The 14,865-nt window shown below is 63.9% G+C and carries 15 protein-coding genes; 8 read left to right on the forward strand and 7 right to left on the reverse strand.

Annotated features, from left to right (window positions below; all coding sequences use genetic code 11):
* Window positions 1-9: 9 nt before the first annotated feature.
* The 7 genes from AC3WJM_RS06145 to AC3WJM_RS06175 all read right to left on the reverse strand — a co-directional run bounded on the left by AC3WJM_RS06145 (window position 10) and on the right by AC3WJM_RS06175 (window position 6,183).
* Window positions 10-1,410 carry an MFS transporter gene (locus AC3WJM_RS06145; protein ID WP_492271400.1) on the reverse strand — a complete coding sequence of 467 codons (1,401 nt, stop codon included), beginning with the start codon at window positions 1,408-1,410 and terminating at the stop codon, window positions 10-12.
* A gap of 112 nt (window positions 1,411-1,522) precedes the next feature.
* Entirely contained in the window at window positions 1,523-1,849 is a 327-nt protein-coding gene (locus AC3WJM_RS06150) for a type II toxin-antitoxin system PemK/MazF family toxin (RefSeq protein ID WP_284989914.1), read from the reverse strand.
* Window positions 1,846-2,052: an antitoxin MazE family protein gene (locus AC3WJM_RS06155; protein ID WP_059389418.1), complete on the reverse strand. Its 207-nt coding sequence runs from the start codon at window positions 2,050-2,052 to the stop codon at window positions 1,846-1,848. The genes AC3WJM_RS06150 and AC3WJM_RS06155 overlap by 4 nt, the downstream gene beginning before the upstream one ends.
* A gap of 76 nt (window positions 2,053-2,128) precedes the next feature.
* The gene (locus AC3WJM_RS06160) at window positions 2,129-2,788 is read right to left on the reverse strand and encodes a GntR family transcriptional regulator (protein WP_284989965.1); all 660 of its coding nucleotides are present in this window, start codon (window positions 2,786-2,788) and stop codon (window positions 2,129-2,131) included.
* Window positions 2,789-2,912: 124 nt separating this feature from the next.
* Window positions 2,913-3,935: a transketolase family protein gene (locus AC3WJM_RS06165; protein WP_492271401.1), complete on the reverse strand. Its 1,023-nt coding sequence runs from the start codon at window positions 3,933-3,935 to the stop codon at window positions 2,913-2,915.
* Window positions 3,932-4,795: a transketolase gene (locus AC3WJM_RS06170; protein WP_253257432.1), complete on the reverse strand. Its 864-nt coding sequence runs from the start codon at window positions 4,793-4,795 to the stop codon at window positions 3,932-3,934. The genes AC3WJM_RS06165 and AC3WJM_RS06170 overlap by 4 nt, the downstream gene beginning before the upstream one ends.
* Before the next feature lie 50 nt (window positions 4,796-4,845).
* The gene (locus AC3WJM_RS06175) at window positions 4,846-6,183 is read right to left on the reverse strand and encodes an MFS transporter (RefSeq protein WP_059389415.1); all 1,338 of its coding nucleotides are present in this window, start codon (window positions 6,181-6,183) and stop codon (window positions 4,846-4,848) included.
* 193 nt (window positions 6,184-6,376) lie between these two features.
* On the opposite strand from AC3WJM_RS06175, the gene AC3WJM_RS06180 reads away from it, so the two are divergent.
* The 8 genes from AC3WJM_RS06180 to AC3WJM_RS06215 all read left to right on the forward strand — a co-directional run bounded on the left by AC3WJM_RS06180 (window position 6,377) and on the right by AC3WJM_RS06215 (window position 14,811).
* The gene (locus tag AC3WJM_RS06180) at window positions 6,377-7,201 is read left to right on the forward strand and encodes a sugar phosphate isomerase/epimerase family protein (RefSeq protein WP_492259587.1); all 825 of its coding nucleotides are present in this window, start codon (window positions 6,377-6,379) and stop codon (window positions 7,199-7,201) included.
* A 29-nt stretch (window positions 7,202-7,230) separates the two neighbouring features.
* Window positions 7,231-8,007 (forward strand): SDR family NAD(P)-dependent oxidoreductase, encoded by a 777-nt coding sequence (locus AC3WJM_RS06185; protein ID WP_284989908.1) that lies wholly within the window; start codon window positions 7,231-7,233, stop codon window positions 8,005-8,007.
* A gap of 33 nt (window positions 8,008-8,040) precedes the next feature.
* Window positions 8,041-9,771, forward strand: coding sequence for a dihydroxyacetone kinase family protein (locus AC3WJM_RS06190; protein ID WP_492271402.1), 1,731 nt, complete (start codon window positions 8,041-8,043; stop codon window positions 9,769-9,771).
* Window positions 9,768-10,247 carry an RpiB/LacA/LacB family sugar-phosphate isomerase gene (locus tag AC3WJM_RS06195; RefSeq protein WP_492271403.1) on the forward strand — a complete coding sequence of 160 codons (480 nt, stop codon included), beginning with the start codon at window positions 9,768-9,770 and terminating at the stop codon, window positions 10,245-10,247. Before AC3WJM_RS06190 ends, AC3WJM_RS06195 begins: the two co-directional genes overlap by 4 nt.
* Window positions 10,248-10,398: 151 nt before the next feature.
* Window positions 10,399-11,178 (forward strand): type 1 glutamine amidotransferase domain-containing protein, encoded by a 780-nt coding sequence (locus AC3WJM_RS06200; protein WP_284989902.1) that lies wholly within the window; start codon window positions 10,399-10,401, stop codon window positions 11,176-11,178.
* Window positions 11,179-11,390: 212 nt separating this feature from the next.
* Window positions 11,391-12,416, forward strand: coding sequence for a LacI family DNA-binding transcriptional regulator (locus AC3WJM_RS06205; RefSeq protein ID WP_307053915.1), 1,026 nt, complete (start codon window positions 11,391-11,393; stop codon window positions 12,414-12,416).
* Window positions 12,417-12,524: 108 nt separating this feature from the next.
* Window positions 12,525-13,835 (forward strand): extracellular solute-binding protein, encoded by a 1,311-nt coding sequence (locus tag AC3WJM_RS06210; RefSeq protein WP_059389409.1) that lies wholly within the window; start codon window positions 12,525-12,527, stop codon window positions 13,833-13,835.
* Between the two features lie 13 nt (window positions 13,836-13,848).
* Window positions 13,849-14,811, forward strand: coding sequence for a carbohydrate ABC transporter permease (locus AC3WJM_RS06215; protein WP_059389408.1), 963 nt, complete (start codon window positions 13,849-13,851; stop codon window positions 14,809-14,811).
* Window positions 14,812-14,865 lie beyond the last annotated feature (54 nt).

Below are 14,865 nucleotides of genomic sequence, written 5' to 3' on the forward strand. Positions count from 1 at the left end.
GGGCGCTCCCTAGCTCTTGGCGGCGCCCGGTGAATGGATGAAGAGGCTGGCGAACGCGGTAAGGAGGAGCAGCGACGCCGCGATGATGAAGCTGGTCTGCATCCCGTGGACGAAGTTGCTGCGATCGGCGATGAGGGCGCCGAAGACTGCGATGGCGACGGCGCCGCCCACTTGGCGGAAAGTATTGAAGACTGCGCTGGCCGTGCCCGCCTTTTCGCTCGGCACGCTCGCGAGCACGACGGCGGTGACCTGCGGCATCGCGATCGATCCGCCGGAACCCGTGAAAATCAGGAAGGCACCGACGAGTAGCGGCGATCCCAACGGCGCGGTGAGAAGCATCGCGGTGAGTCCCACCACCATGGACGTCAATCCGACAACCACCGGCACCCTCGTCCCGAACCGGTTCGAGAGGGTTCCGCTGACGATGTTGCCGACGATGCTGAACGCCGCGGACGGAAGGAACGTGAAACCGGCCTGAAGCGGCGTCAGCCCGAGGTGCTGCTGGAGGAAAAGGCTGACGACAAACACCGTGCCGAAGTGGCCCACCATGAACGCGAAGCCCACCGAGAGCGAGATTCTCATGCCGGTGGAGCGAAACAGTTCAAGCGGCATCATCGGGTGCCGGCCGCGCGCCTGAATCAAGAGGAAGGCCGTGAGGCTTACGGCTGCCAGTACCAGGCTCCCGATGACGGGCACCGTGCCGAACCCCTCGGTCCCTCCCGTGATGAGGCCATACATCAACGTGGTCAGGGCAACGATCGCCGCAGCCTGCCCGGCCCAGTCGAACGGAGTCGGCCGTCGGGGCGACGTGGCAACGGAAGCCAGGAGCACCAGCATCGCGATGCACACGGGAAGGTTGATGCCGAATACGAGCCGCCAGTCCAGGGTGGTGAGGAGCCCGCCGACAAGGGGTCCCACTGCTCCAGCCACGGCCCCGCCGACTGCCCAGATCCCCAGCGCATGTGCGCGACGGCGGGGATCGGGAAAGGCCTGCCGAATCAGCGCCATCGACGCCGGCAGCATGATCGATGCCGCACCTCCTTGGAGGAAGCGGGCGGCAATGAGGATCCCCGACGTCGGCGCGAGGGCGCACGCGACCGACGCCACCAGGAACAGTGCGATGCCCCATCCCAGCGCTCTTTTCGCGCCGATCCGGTCCGACAGGTTACCCGCGAACAGCAGTAGCGAAGCGAACATCAGCGTGTAGCCGTCGATGACCCATTGCAGGCTGGCTGTTCCGCCCCCGAGTTCCTTGCCGATGCTGGTGAGCGCGACGTTGACGATCAGGATGTCGAGGGTGATCAGGAAAAATCCCAGCGACGCAATCATGAGCGTGAGCCGTGCGCGGGGCGCATCGGCCATGGACGAGGGAGGAACCGGAGCCGGCAACGTGGTTTCGGGACGAGTCATGATTTAAGGAAACAGCGTGTTGAGAACATCAGGGAGTCTCTGTCTTGAGGGGTACTGGCAGTGACCCCCAACGGAAATGTGGCGAGCGCCGTCGGCGCCACCCGGCGATGCGCTAACCGGCAAGTCCAAGGAACACCAGCAAAGCTCTTTCAATCTCTACGAGCTGGGCGGATGTCAAACGGCCGACGCGGCTTTGCACGTTGGAACGCCGGACCGTCGTCAACTTGTCGATCATCACGTGGCTTTCCTGCCGCAAGCCGGACAGCTCTGAGGCTGAGACACTGACCCGAAGGAGGGGTGCGTCGATGAGGTTTGTTGTCAGAGGAAGAACCGTGACGGAATCGGTGACGTCGAATCGGTCATCCTGGATCACAAGCGCTGGCCGCGGCTTGGAGGCGTAGACACCGCCAGCCACGGTCCAGAGTTCGCCACGGTTCACTCTTCGTCCCAAGGCGCTGACACAGCCTCGATGAACTCCTGGTCATCGGACTGGCGATCAGCAGCTGCTGCGGCAGCGGCCTGCCGGTGTGCTTCGGCGTCGAAACCGTCGGCCCGAACGTCCGGTACCCACACCTGGATTGGGCGGAAGCCGTGTTCGCGCATCCGCTTACGGTACTCGCTGACCCGATCTCGAACTGCCATGGAATCCATGTTACATGTAACACCGCTGTGGCGACAGGTTCAGAGGTGCCCTCACTCGATGTGCCGTCGTCGAGCGCTAAGCCACCAGCTCCGCGGCAGCGCTGTCCATGTGCTCAAGGATGGTTTTGCGGGCCAGGGATACGTCGCCGGTCTCGATGGCGGCCACAATGTCGTGGTGACGCTCGACGCTCATGTTCTTGACGCCCTTTTCAAGGCCGGCGAACATGATGGACATCCGGATGGATCCCTCCAGCGATTCCCAGGAATGGAGCAAGGTCTCGTTGCCGGTGAGGCGGCACATGGTGCGGTGGAATTCCAGATCGGACTCGATCCGTTCCTCGAGGCTTCCCTTGGCGGCGGCCGCCATGGCATCGATGGCGGTACGCAGCGAAGTGATCACCTGTTGGCGGTCCGGCAGCTCACAGAGCGTGCGCGCCGCAAGGGACTCGAGGGCCGCCCGCACGGAGTAGATATCGCGGATTTCCTTGGCATCGAGGTGCCGGACGGAAAGCCGGCCGCGGGGTCCTGCAGACAGCAGACCCTCCTGCTCGAGTTGCCGCAAGGCTTCCCGGAGGGTTCCGCGGCTGATCTGGAGCATGTCCGACAGCTCGGTCTCCACGAGGTGCCGACCAGGCGCCAGCTCGCCGCTCGTGATGGCGGTGCGCAGGGCAGAGAGCGCCTGCTCGCGGAGGCTCTTCTTTTCCAGTCCCAGGAGGGGTGCTGTTGCTCCGGCCATCATGTCCGTCCTCAATGTCAGTGGTCGACTGTTTACAGTCGGTGTGTTAACTGTTGATCTTACGTCAGGAGCGCGGAACCGGCCCACGCCTGCTCCGCGCTCCTGCGTCCTTTGATGAACCGGGTCAGCCCAGTTCCGCGAGGACCTTTGCCACGATCCGTTGCACGGACAATCCGTAGCGCTCGTGCAGGGTGGGCAGCGCGCCAGCGTCGAGGAACTCGTCGGGAAGTGCAACGGGAACCACGCGCTTGCCCAGCCCGGCGGTGACCACGGCCGAGGCCACGGTTTCGAACAAGCCGCCCACCACGCTGTGGTTCTCCAGCGTGACCGCCAGGCGATCGGTGTTCAGTTCCGCCAGGACGGTGGCGGCGTCGAACGGCTTGATGGTGGGCGCGTGCACGACGGCGACATCCACCTTGTGTGCGGCGAGCGCCTCCGCTGCCTGCAGCGCACGCATGGTCATGAGCCCGCTCGAGACGAACACGACGTCGTTTCCGCCGCGCAGCACCTTCGCCTTGCCGAGTTCGAACGTGTAGTCGTACTCGTCCAGCACGGTGGGCACGTTGCCGCGAAGGAGGCGCAGGTACGTAGGCCCGTCGCTGGCTGCCAGCTGCGGCACGGCCTGTTCGATGTCCACGGAATCGCACGGATCGACGATGGTCAGATTCGGCATGCCTCGGAAGATCGCCATGTCCTCGGTGGCCTGGTGACTGGGGCCGTAGCCCGTGGTCAGGCCCGGGAGCCCGCCCACGATGTTCACGTTCAGGTTCGGCTCGGCGATGTCGAGGCAGAGGAAATCGTAGGCCCGGCGCGCGGCGAACACAGAATAGGTTGAGGCAAACGGAATCAAACCTGTCTCGGCCAAGCCTGCCGCCGCACCGAAGAGCAACTGCTCGGCCATGCCCATCTGGAAAAACCGCTCCGGGAACGCCTTCGCAAAGATATGCATGTCCGTGTATTTGCCGAGGTCGGCGGTGAGTCCGACGACTCGCGGGTCGGCCTCGGCGGCCTTCACCAAAGCGTGGCCGAAAGGCGCCGACGAAGTCTTCTGGCCCGGGTCGGCGAAGGACGCGATCATGGCCGACGTTTTCAGCTTGGATGCTGCGCCTTTCAAAGCTGCGCCTTTCGAAGCGGTGACGGTGCTCATCGGCCGGCCTTCCCGTTGGATCCTGCGGTCAATTGCTTGCGGCAGAGCTGCCATTCGTGTTCTTCGATGCGCATGAAGTGCGCCTTTTCGCGTTCTTCGAGCAGCGGCACGCCGCGGCCCACCTTCGTGTCACACAGGATGACGGAAGGACGCCCGACGGCGGCGGCCTGGCCGGCCGCGTTGTCGAACGCAGCCAGCAACGCACCGACGTCGTTCCCGTCCACCCGCTGCGTGTACCAACCGAAGGCTTCCCACTTCTCCGTCACGGGTTCGGTCCGGAGGACGGTGTCCGTCTTGCCATCCGCCTGCAGGGCGTTGATGTCCACCATGGCGGTCAGGTTGCCCAACTGGTGGTGGTGCGCGCCCATGGCGGCTTCCCACGTGGACCCTTCGTCAAGCTCACCGTCGGAGAGGAAGTTGTACACCCTCGCGCTGGAGCCCTCTCCCGATGGAGCGCGGTGCCGGAGGCCAAGGGCAATTCCGACAGCGATGGAGAGCCCGTGGCCAAGCGACCCTCCCGAGATTTCCATGCCCGGCGTGTATGTCGACATCCCGGACATGGGGAGGCGGGAATCGTCCGAGCCGTAGCTTTCGAGCTCCTCGACAGGAATGATTCCGGCCTCCGCCAGGGCTGCATAGTGGCCGATTGCGTAATGGCCGGTGGAAAGGAGGAAACGGTCCCGGCCCTCCCACTCGGGATCATTGGCCCGGTAGCGGAGCTGGTCCGCGTAGACCGCGGCGAGCATGTCCGCCGCACCGAGTGCCTGTCCGACGTAGCCCTGCCCCTGGACTTCGCCCATGTTGAGGGCGTGGTGCCGGATCCGGGTTGCGGCAGCGCGCACGCGTTCGATGCGTTCCATCGCGGTTTCTCCGATTCGTCCTGCCGTGTTTTGTTCCTGCGCCACCGTCATTAGACATTCACCGACTGGGGAGTGCTTTTGGTGGCCTCATCGGCCAACTGGCGTTCCTTCTTGCCCCAGGTTTCGCGGGTAGCCAATGCAGCCCAGAGGCCGATCGCGGCGTACAGGCCGAAGAGCACGGCCGGGCCCATCCAGCCCATGGCGACGAAGAGCAGCGTGGTGATGAAGGGGGTGAAGCCGGAGATCGTGGCCGAGATCTGGTAGGCCAGCGAGGCTCCTGAAGCGCGGGTCTTCGCCTGGAAAAGCTCGGGGAACCAGGCGCCCTGGGCACCGGCGAGCGAGTTCTGGCAGACACCGTAGGAGACGGCGATCGTGGCAATGATGAAGATGAACAAACCGGTGTTGACCAGCAGGAACATCGGGATGGCAAACAGCACGGCGAAGGCGCAGGACCAGATGTAGACGGGGCGCCGTCCGATCCTGTCCGTGAGCCGCGCCCAGGCCTGGGTTGCGAAGATGCCGATGGCCGAAGCGATGCAGAGAGCCACCAGCGTCTGGGTCTTATCGGCCAAATGCTGGCTATTCAGGTAGGAAATCATGTACGTGATGGAGACGGCGTAGCCTGCGGTCTCGGCGATCCGGAGGCCGATGCCCTTGACGATGTTGCGCCAGTCGGTCTTCAGGACCTCCACGATGGGCGACTTCACGATTGCGCCGCTGTCCTTGACCTCGTCGAAGACGGGAGATTCCGGGACCTTGGAGCGGATGATCAAGCCAACGACAACCAAGACGATGCTGGCGAGGAACGGGATGCGCCAGGCGAGTTCGCCGCCGAGCTGGACGCTGACAAGGAAGACCAGGTTGGCCAGCAGCAGGCCCACCGGGAATCCGGCCTGGACGATGCCGGTGTACTTTCCCTTCTTCTTCCAGGGCGCGTGCTCATAGCTCATCAGAATGGCTCCGCCCCATTCGGCTCCGAAGGCCAGGCCTTGGACGATGCGGACGAACACCAGCAGTGCCGGAGCCAACAGGCCCACTTGGGTGTAGGTGGGAAGCAGGCCGATCAGGAAGGTGGCCACCCCCATCAGGATGAGGGAAGCCACGAGGACCGGCTTGCGACCCAGCTTGTCGCCCAGGTGGCCGCCGATGATGCCACCGATGGGACGGGCCGCGAAGCCGACGCCGAGGGTCGCGAAAGCGGCGAGGGTGCCGGTCACGGGATCGCCCGTGGGGAAGAACGCCGTTCCGAAGTACAGGGCAGCCGCGGTGCCGAATCCGATGAAGTCATAGGTTTCGATAACCGCGCCCACTCCGGAGCCGATGGCGACGCGCCTGGCGTCCTTGGTGCCGTGGACCGGACCGCGCATGGTCAGAGCTTCTTTGCTCATTGGTGAATCCCTTTCGAAGAGCGACTGAGGCTAGGCGCTTCAGCACTGTCGACTGTTAACACATGATACGCCAGTGTGACCTGCATCATCCATTTCTGTCAACAGTCAACTTCAAGGGTTGACTGTTAACAGTTAACTTAGCTACTGTGGTTCCCATCACTACTGCCTTCGGGCACGACTGGAGGAAACGAAGATGTTCAACTCCCGACTCGGTTGCTCGTCCATCAGCTTCCGGCACCAGGATCTGCCCGCCGCCCTGCGCACCATCGGCGGTTTGGGCTTTGAGGAAATCGACCTCGGCGCGCTGCCGGGCGTCTGCGATCACGTTCCCTATGAGCTTGATTCCGACGCCGTCTCGGCCGTGACCGCGGAGGTCGTCGCCTCAGGGTTGCGGGTCCGTTCGGTCAACGGCGATATAGGAGACCTCAACGCAGTACTCGACGCCGGCCAGCGCGCCGCCCGCGAAAGTCACCTCGACGCACTCCTCACCCTTACGGCCAACACCGGGGCGAAGGCCTTGGTCCTCCCGTGCGGAGCGTTGTCCCACGATCCCGTCCGCGGCCTCGACGAGGACCTGGACACCATCGCAGCCCAACTCGTCGGTGCCGGACAGCGCGCGGCGGAGTTCGGCGTCGAACTCTGGACAGAATCGCTGCACTTCCTCCGGTTCTGCTGGAACCTGGACCGCGCAGAACAGCTCGCCACGCGGCTGGCGGGCTCCGGCGTCGGGATTGTCATGGACTTCAGCCACATTGTCGCCGCGGGCGAAGATCCGCTGGAGTACATCGAACGCCATCGGGGCCGGATAGCCCATGTCCACTTGCGGGACGCCGTTCCGGGCAACATCAACCTGAGCATCGGAAACGGCCAGGCGGACTTCGCCGCCGGACTCAGCTCGCTCGCAGCCACCGGTTACAGCGGCCATTTCTCGCTCGAGCTCGAAACCCGCGACGTCACCCACGACGAGCGTCCGGCAGCGGCCGCCAAAGCCGCCAGCTTCATCACAGACCTCATCTGACTTTCACACCAACAAATTCAAGGAGCATCATGACCACCACCATCCAGCGCACCGCAGTCCTCACCGGGGCAACCTCGGACCGGGGAATCGGCATCACCACCGCACGCCGCTACGCCAATGACGGCTGGGCCGTCGTGATCCTGGACCTCGACGGCGAGAAGTCCGCCAAGGTCGCGGCGGAAATCGGCAACCAGTTCAACGTCCCCGCGTTCGGCTACGAGATCGACGTCGCCAACGAGGCTTCCGTCACCGCGGCGTATAACGCAGTCGCCGCCGAGATCAGCGCAGGCAACCTCCCCGCCGTCGGCGCCCTCGCCAACATCGCGGGCATCACCTCGCCTGTACCGTTCCTCGAAACCACGCTGGAACTGTGGCACAAGATCATGGACGTCAACGCCACCGGCACCTATTTGGTGACCAAGGCCTTCCTGCCGGACATGATCGCCAACGGCTGGGGCCGCATCGTGAACATGTCCTCCGTCTCCGCCCAGCGCGGGGGCGGCGTCTTCGGCAAGGTCCCGTACTCCGCCGCAAAGGCCGCCATCCTCGGCTTCACCAAGGCCTTGGCACGCGAAATCGGGGCCACCGGCGTCACCGTGAACGCCATTACTCCGGGCGCCGTGGACACGAACATCCGCGTCGGCAGCACCGACGAGCAGGAAGCCGCCATCAACGCCGGGATTCCCCTGGGCCGCAACGCCACCACCGAGGAAATCGCGGCCGTCATCACATTCCTCTCTTCCGAGGAATCCGCCTACCTCACAGGCACCACCATCGACATCAACGGTGGAAGCCACATCCACTAGCAGCCCCCGCATCCGTAGCCGAAAGAGCCCACGATGACCAAAATCTTCAATGATCCCGCCGATTTCGCAGACGAAGCCCTCGCCGGCTTCTGCGACCTCCACTCCGGCCTGGTGCGCCAGGTTCCCGGCGGCGCAGTACGCCGCCGTCGTCCCGAGCAGCCCAAGGTGGCCGTCCTGGCCGGCGGCGGGTCCGGGCACTACCCGGCATTCGCCGGACTCATCGGCGCGGGACTGGCCGACGGCGCCGTCGTGGGCAACATCTTCACCTCGCCTTCCGCCCAGCAGGCCTACTCCGTGGCCAAGGCTGCGGATTCCGGGGCCGGCGTGGTGTTCACGTACGGCAACTATGCCGGGGACGTCCTGAACTTCGGCATGGCCAGCGAGCGCTTGGCTGCAGAAGGCATTGCCGTGGAAAACGTGCTGGTGACGGACGACATCGCGAGCGCACCGCCGTCGGAATCCGCGAAACGCCGCGGCATCGCGGGCGACTTCATGGTCTTCAAGATCATGGGCGCCGCCGCCGAAGCGGGAGCCGGACTGGCCGACGTCGTGCGCTTGGGCCGCAAAGCCAATGACCTGACCCGCACCATCGGCAGCGCCTTCCATGGCTGCACCTTCCCCGGCGCCGAAGCGCCCCTGTTCACGCTGAACGACAAGCAGATGGGACTTGGCCTGGGCATCCACGGCGAGCCCGGATTGTTCGACACCGAGCTCCCGCCGGCCAAGGAACTCGGCCAGGAACTCGTCGCTCGGCTGCTGGCGGAAACCCCGCACGGAGCGGGCAACCGCCTCGCCGTCATCCTCAACGGACTTGGCTCCACCAAGCACGAAGAACTCTTCGTCCTGTGGCTGACCGTGGCCCCGTTGCTGCGCTCAGCCGGCTACACCTTGGTCATGCCGGAGGTCGGCGAACTGGTCACGAGCCTGGACATGTCCGGCGTCTCCCTCACCATCACGTGGCTCGACGAAGAACTCGAACCGCTGTGGACAGCACCCGCTGAAACACCGGCTTACCGGCGCGGCAACGCCACCCTTGCTGGCGGTTTGCTTTCGGAGGAGGCGTACGACGGCGGCGCTGAGGCTATCGCTTTCGCGGCCACCCTGGACTCGCGCAACTACGCCGCGAGCTGCGCGGACGCGCTCGAGGCGGCGCGGAAAGCACTGCACGACGCCGAATCGCGCCTCGGCGACATGGACGCGGTAGCGGGCGACGGCGACCACGGCCGCGGAATGGTACGCGGAATTGACGCCGCAACCGCGGCAGCGGTTGCTGCATTGGCCGGTGGCGCGGGAGCCGGCGATATGTTGGGTGCCGCGGGCGATGCCTGGGCGGACAAAGCGGGGGGAACCTCGGGCGTTCTGTGGGGCGCAGGCCTCCGCGCCTTCGGCGAATCCCTTGGCAACGACGAGGCGCCGGAACCGGCTGGACTCGCCGCAGCCGTGACAGCGTTCGCCGCGCGGATCACCGAACTGGGCAAGGCCGAGATAGGCGACAAGACCATGGTGGATGCCCTGCTCCCCTTCGCCGAAACCTTCAGCGAGCGCGTCTCCGAGGGTGTCCTTCCGGAGCGTGCCTGGGCTGAAGCTGCCTCGGCGGCCACCTCGGCTGCGCAAGCTACGGCCGCGCTCCGTCCCCTCAAAGGACGGGCCCGGCCGCTCGCCGAGAAAAGCCTGGGCACAGCAGACCCCGGAGCCACGTCACTGGCGATGATCTTCACCGTCATGGGCCCGCATGTTGTGAGTGCCGGGAAGGTCACGGCATGACCACGAAACGTTTCCGACTCATCCTGGGCGCCGACGAAGCAGGCGTGGACTACAAAGACCGGATTATGGCGGACTTGCGGGACGATCCGCGGGTCAGCGAAATCATCGACATCGGCGTCAACCGCAGCGACTCCACCGAAGAATTCACCACGCCCTACCCCTACGTAGGGATCAAGGCCGGCGAACTCATCCGGGACGGCCAAGCAGACCGTGCCATCCTGTTCTGTGGTACCGGAATCGGCGTGGCCATCGCCGCGAACAAAGTGGACGGCATTCGCGCCACCACGGCCCACGATTCCTTCTCCGTGGAGCGGTCCATCCTGTCCAACGATTGCCAGGTGCTCACCATGGGCCAGCGCGTCGTCGGGGTGGAACTGGCCAGCAGGCTGGCACGGGAATGGCTCGGCTACGCCTTCGACCCAACGTCGGCGTCGGCGGACAAGGTCAAGGTGCTCACCGATTTCGAAGGCTGCTGAGTCGTCCTGCCCCCTCCCAACTGACTGACAGTTGTTGTCGTTTTGAGCCCTCATAACGACAACAACTGCGAGCTAGTTGGGTCCTGCAGCGCCGGGGTGGGCCTGAATTTGGGCTAGGCGTAGGGTGGAATGTGGACGATAGGAGCATTTCATGAAGAAAATCCTCATGGTACTAACCAGCGTTTCCGAGCTTGGCGATACGGGAAAGAAGACCGGCTACAACGTGGCCGAGGCTGCACATCCTTGGAAGGTCTTCAAGGATTCCGGACACTTCGTCGACTTCGCATCCATCCAGGGCGGTCAGCCCCCGCGCGACGAGGTGGACTCGAAAGATCCCATCCAGGTTGCCTTCACGGAAGACGAGGCCACACGGGCCGGCCTCTACAACACTGCCCGCGTGGACGTTGTTGATCCGGGCCAGTACGACGCAGTCTTCCTCGTGGGAGGCCACGGCACCATGTGGGACTTCCCGGACAGCGAAGGACTCCAGAAACTTGTGGCGAGCGTCTACGACGCCGGCGGTGTGGTGGGCGCGGTCTGCCACGGACCCGCGGGCCTGGTGAACGTGGACCTGGCCGACGGCTTCAGGCTCGTCGGGGGCCGGGAGGTGGCCGCCTTCACCAACGACGAAGAAGTTGCCGCAGGAATGGACAAGGTCATCCCGTTCTTCTTGGCCGATCGGCTTAAGGAACAGGGTGCGATCCACGTCTTCGCCGACGTCTTCGCAGAGAAGGTTGTCGTCTCCGACCGCTTGGTGACCGGGCAGAACCCTGCCTCCGCCGCGGGCGTAGCGAAAGAGATGGAGAAACTCCTCGCGGAGGTCATCCATCAGGAAAAGGCGGAGGAACAGCAGGAATCCGAAGCCTTGCGCGCAGAAAAGGACGCCAAGAAAGAAGCCAAGAAAGCTGCCGCAGCAGGCACAGAGCACTAACACCCGCAGCGTTTTGACACTGGCGGCCGCTCCGACGAGGGGGCGGCCGCCAGTGTCGTCGGAGCGATCCCCAGTGTCGTCGACAGCCTGGAAACGACCCGCACATACCGATCAATTTCCGTTTGCCCTTGACAAGAGTTCCCTGAACCGGTTCAGTAGAGATAACAAAACCGGTTCAGTGACCCCAATCACCAAGTGGCAATGAGGCAAACATGACAGTGACCATCAACGACGTTGCGCAGGCAGCCGGCGTGAGCAAGGGTGCCGTCTCGTACGCGTTGAATGGGCAGCCCGGCGTCAGTGATGACACCCGGGAGCGCATTCTCAGGGTAGCCCGGGAACTAGGGTGGAAGCCGAATCTTCGAGCCAAGAGCCTGTCTTCTGCCAAAGCCTTCGCCGTCGGACTCGTGGTGGCAAGGGACCCCCGGCTTCTGGGAACTGACCCCTTCTTCCCCGCATTCATCGCCGGGATCGAGACCACCTTGGTCGAGCACGAATACGTCCTGGTCCTGACGGTGGCCGCAAGCGCCGACGCCGAGGAACTGGGCTATCGGAAGCTGGCTGCCGACAGCCGCGTGGACGGCGTCATCCTCACGGACATGAGGGTTGACGACTCCCGGATCGCTTTGTTGACGAGCCTCAAGATTCCGGCCGTCACCCTTAACCGGCCCGAAACCACCTCACCGTTCCCTGCTGTCTGCATGGACGATACCGAAGGCATTGCGGCCGCCGTCGAGCACCTCGTTTCCCTGGGACACACCAGAATCGGCCACGTGGGCGGACCACAGAGTTACATCCACGGCCGAAGCCGGCGCTTGGCGTGGCAAAACGCCATGGCGAAAGCCGGGCTCGGGGCCGGTTCCTTCATCGAGGCGGACTTCACCGCAGCGGGCGGATTGGCGGCTACCGCGGAATTGCTTCGCTCGGCCCAACGGCCAACTGCGATCATCTACGCCAACGACCTGATGGCCACTGCCGGACAGTCCTACGCCCAGTCCCTCGGACTGGCGGTTCCCGATGATCTATCCATCACCGGCTACGACGACACCGAGCTCGCCAGGTACCTCAATCCTCCGTTGACGACTGTCCCCGCCGATCCGCTGCTCTGGGGGCGGGTTGCCGCCCAGCAGCTGCTTAGCCTCCTCGGCGGAGCCCCTGCGGAAGACGTCTATCTGCCATCTCCAAAACTGGTAGTCCGCGCATCCACTGGGCCGGTCCCCAGCATGCCGAATAAATAATCCTTACTAATACCGATCTACCCGCAATTGGGTGGGGCTATTTGCCATTCCCGTTTGACGGCAATGTCGCCACCGCATTTTCAGTTTTTACCCGCAAAAGGAGTTGCAATGAAGCACGGAAAAATTAGTTCGAGAGTCCTCTCCCTTACCGCTATTGCCGTTATCGGAGCCGGCCTGGCCGCATGCGGTGGAGGCGCCTCCAGCAGCACGGCTTCTGGAGCGAACTCCGCCACCACGGCCAAGGGTCCCATCAAGATCTGGTACTCCAACAACGAGTTCGAGGTGAAGTGGGGCAAGGACATGGTGGCTTCATGGAACGCCGCCCACCCCGACCAGCAAGTCGATGCCCAGGAAATCCCGGCAGGCAAGAGCTCCGAAGAAGTCATCGGGGCGGCAATCACCGCCGGCAACGCTCCCTGCCTGGTCTTCAACACGGCCCCGGTAGCTGTTCCGCAGTTCCAGAAGCAGGGTGGCTTGGTCCCGCTGGATTCCTTCCCGGACGGTGCACAGTACATCAAGGACCGCACCGGCGATCTCGCCAACCAGTACAAGTCCTCCGACGGCAAGACGTATCAGCTTCCGTGGAAGTCCAACCCGGTGGTCCTCTTCTACAACAAGGACGTCTTCGCGAAGGCCGGCCTGGACCCGGAAAAGCCCAAGCTTGCCACGCAGTCCGAGTTCCTGGACACCGCCCGCACCCTCGTGAAGTCCGGCGCGGTCGCCAATGCCGTGTGGCCTTCGCCCACGAGCGACTTCTACCAGCCCTGGTTCGATTTCTACCCGTTCTATGCAGCCAATTCGGGTGGGACGACCCTGCTCAAGGATGGCAAGTCCACCTTCAACAGCGATCAAGGCAAGCAGGTCGCCACCATGTTCCAGACCCTCTACAAGGAGAACCTGGCATCCAAGGAAGCGTACAAGGGTGACTCCTTCGCCGACGGCAAGGCCGGCATGTCCCTCGCAGGCCCCTGGGCCGTCGCCGCTTACAAGGGCAAGGTGAATTGGGGCACGGTCCCGGTCCCGGGTGCGCAAGCCCAGACCGACGGCTCCACCTTCTCCGACGCCAAGAACATCGCCATGTACTCCTCGTGCAAAAACCAAGGAACCGCCTGGGAGGTCATGAAGTTCGCCACCAGCAAGGAACAGGACGGCAAGCTCCTCTCCGGAACGGGCCAGATGCCGATGCGCAAGGACTTGGCCACCACGTACGCGGACTACTTCAGCCAGAACCCGGCCTACAAGACCTTCGCCGACGAAGCCGCACGCACGGTGGAAGTTCCCAACGTGACCAACTCGGTGCAGATCTGGCAGACCTTCCGGGATGCCTGGAGCAAGTCCGTGATCTTCGGCAACCAGAGCATCGATGACGCCTTCAAGGGTGCATCCGACAAGATCAACCAACTGGCAGCCCAGAAGTAGCAGGCGAATCCCCATGTCACTTCGCTCAGCTGGGGTTCCCGCTACGGGAGACTCTGCGGGGCGGGCTGTGGACCAGCGGCCGGCGCCCAGGAAACGCAAGAACTTCCTGGGCCGCCAGCCACTGGGACTGCTGTTCAGCGCCCCCTACGTCATCTTCGTCCTTGCGGTGCTGGCCTACCCGCTCGGGTATGCCGTCTACATCTCCTTCCACCAGTTCTTCTTCACCGCTCCGGGCGTCCAGGTTGACCGTCCATTCGTGGGGTTGGACAACTACATCACTGTCCTGTCCGACCCCGAAGTGCAACGTTCCTTCGCCAACATCGGCATCTTCCTGATCATCAACGTGCCGCTGACCGTGGGGCTATCCTTGGTCCTGGCCAACGCCTTGAACCGCGTGACGCGGCTCAAGACCTTCTTCCGCGTCAGCTACTACGTCCCGTACGTCACGGCGAGCGTCGCCGTCGTCGGAGTCTGGCTGTTCCTGTTCCAGCAGGACGGGCTGGTCAACGCCATTCTGGGCCCGCTGGCCCCGAACCCCTCGTGGTTGACGAACTCCTGGCTGGCAATGCCAACAGTGGCCCTGTACGTGACGTGGAAGCAATTGGGATTCTTCATCCTGCTTTACCTGGCGGCCCTACAGAACATCCCGGACGAGCTCTACGAATCCGCCTCGGTGGACGGCGGGAACAAATGGGTCCAGTTCTGGAACATCACCGTTCCGGGAGTGCGCTCGGCCAGCGTGCTGGTGACCCTGCTCGCCACCATTACCGGAGCCAACCTGTTCACCGAGCCCTATCTGCTCACCGGCGGAGGCGGACCGGACGGAGCCTCGACCTCGCCCGTATTCCTGATGTACCAGAAGGGAATCCTGCAGGGGAATCCCGATGTGGCCGCAGCCCTCGGTGTGGTGCTCGTGATCGGCGTGCTGCTGATCGCCTTGATCCAGAAACGCCTCGTTGGCGGGAAGGAGGACTGACGTGTCGATTTTCAATAAAGCGCCTCTCAGGAACGACGACGACGACGCCCGCAG

It is taken from the genome of Arthrobacter sp. FW306-1B-G06A (assembly GCF_058781765.1).

Coding starts and splice junctions, on each gene's coding strand:
- AC3WJM_RS06145 (WP_492271400.1), bottom strand. CDS start 1,410: ATGACTCGTCCCGAAACCACGTTGCCGGCTCCGGTTCCTCCCTCGTCC.
- AC3WJM_RS06155 (WP_059389418.1), bottom strand. CDS start 2,052: ATGGCAGTTCGAGATCGGGTCAGCGAGTACCGTAAGCGGATGCGCGAA.
- AC3WJM_RS06160 (WP_284989965.1), bottom strand. CDS start 2,788: ATGGCCGGAGCAACAGCACCCCTCCTGGGACTGGAAAAGAAGAGCCTC.
- AC3WJM_RS06165 (WP_492271401.1), bottom strand. CDS start 3,935: ATGAGCACCGTCACCGCTTCGAAAGGCGCAGCTTTGAAAGGCGCAGCA.
- AC3WJM_RS06170 (WP_253257432.1), bottom strand. CDS start 4,795: ATGGAACGCATCGAACGCGTGCGCGCTGCCGCAACCCGGATCCGGCAC.
- AC3WJM_RS06175 (WP_059389415.1), bottom strand. CDS start 6,183: ATGAGCAAAGAAGCTCTGACCATGCGCGGTCCGGTCCACGGCACCAAG.
- AC3WJM_RS06180 (WP_492259587.1), top strand. CDS start 6,377: ATGTTCAACTCCCGACTCGGTTGCTCGTCCATCAGCTTCCGGCACCAG.
- AC3WJM_RS06185 (WP_284989908.1), top strand. CDS start 7,231: ATGACCACCACCATCCAGCGCACCGCAGTCCTCACCGGGGCAACCTCG.
- AC3WJM_RS06190 (WP_492271402.1), top strand. CDS start 8,041: ATGACCAAAATCTTCAATGATCCCGCCGATTTCGCAGACGAAGCCCTC.
- AC3WJM_RS06195 (WP_492271403.1), top strand. CDS start 9,768: ATGACCACGAAACGTTTCCGACTCATCCTGGGCGCCGACGAAGCAGGC.
- AC3WJM_RS06200 (WP_284989902.1), top strand. CDS start 10,399: ATGAAGAAAATCCTCATGGTACTAACCAGCGTTTCCGAGCTTGGCGAT.
- AC3WJM_RS06205 (WP_307053915.1), top strand. CDS start 11,391: ATGACAGTGACCATCAACGACGTTGCGCAGGCAGCCGGCGTGAGCAAG.
- AC3WJM_RS06210 (WP_059389409.1), top strand. CDS start 12,525: ATGAAGCACGGAAAAATTAGTTCGAGAGTCCTCTCCCTTACCGCTATT.
- AC3WJM_RS06215 (WP_059389408.1), top strand. CDS start 13,849: ATGTCACTTCGCTCAGCTGGGGTTCCCGCTACGGGAGACTCTGCGGGG.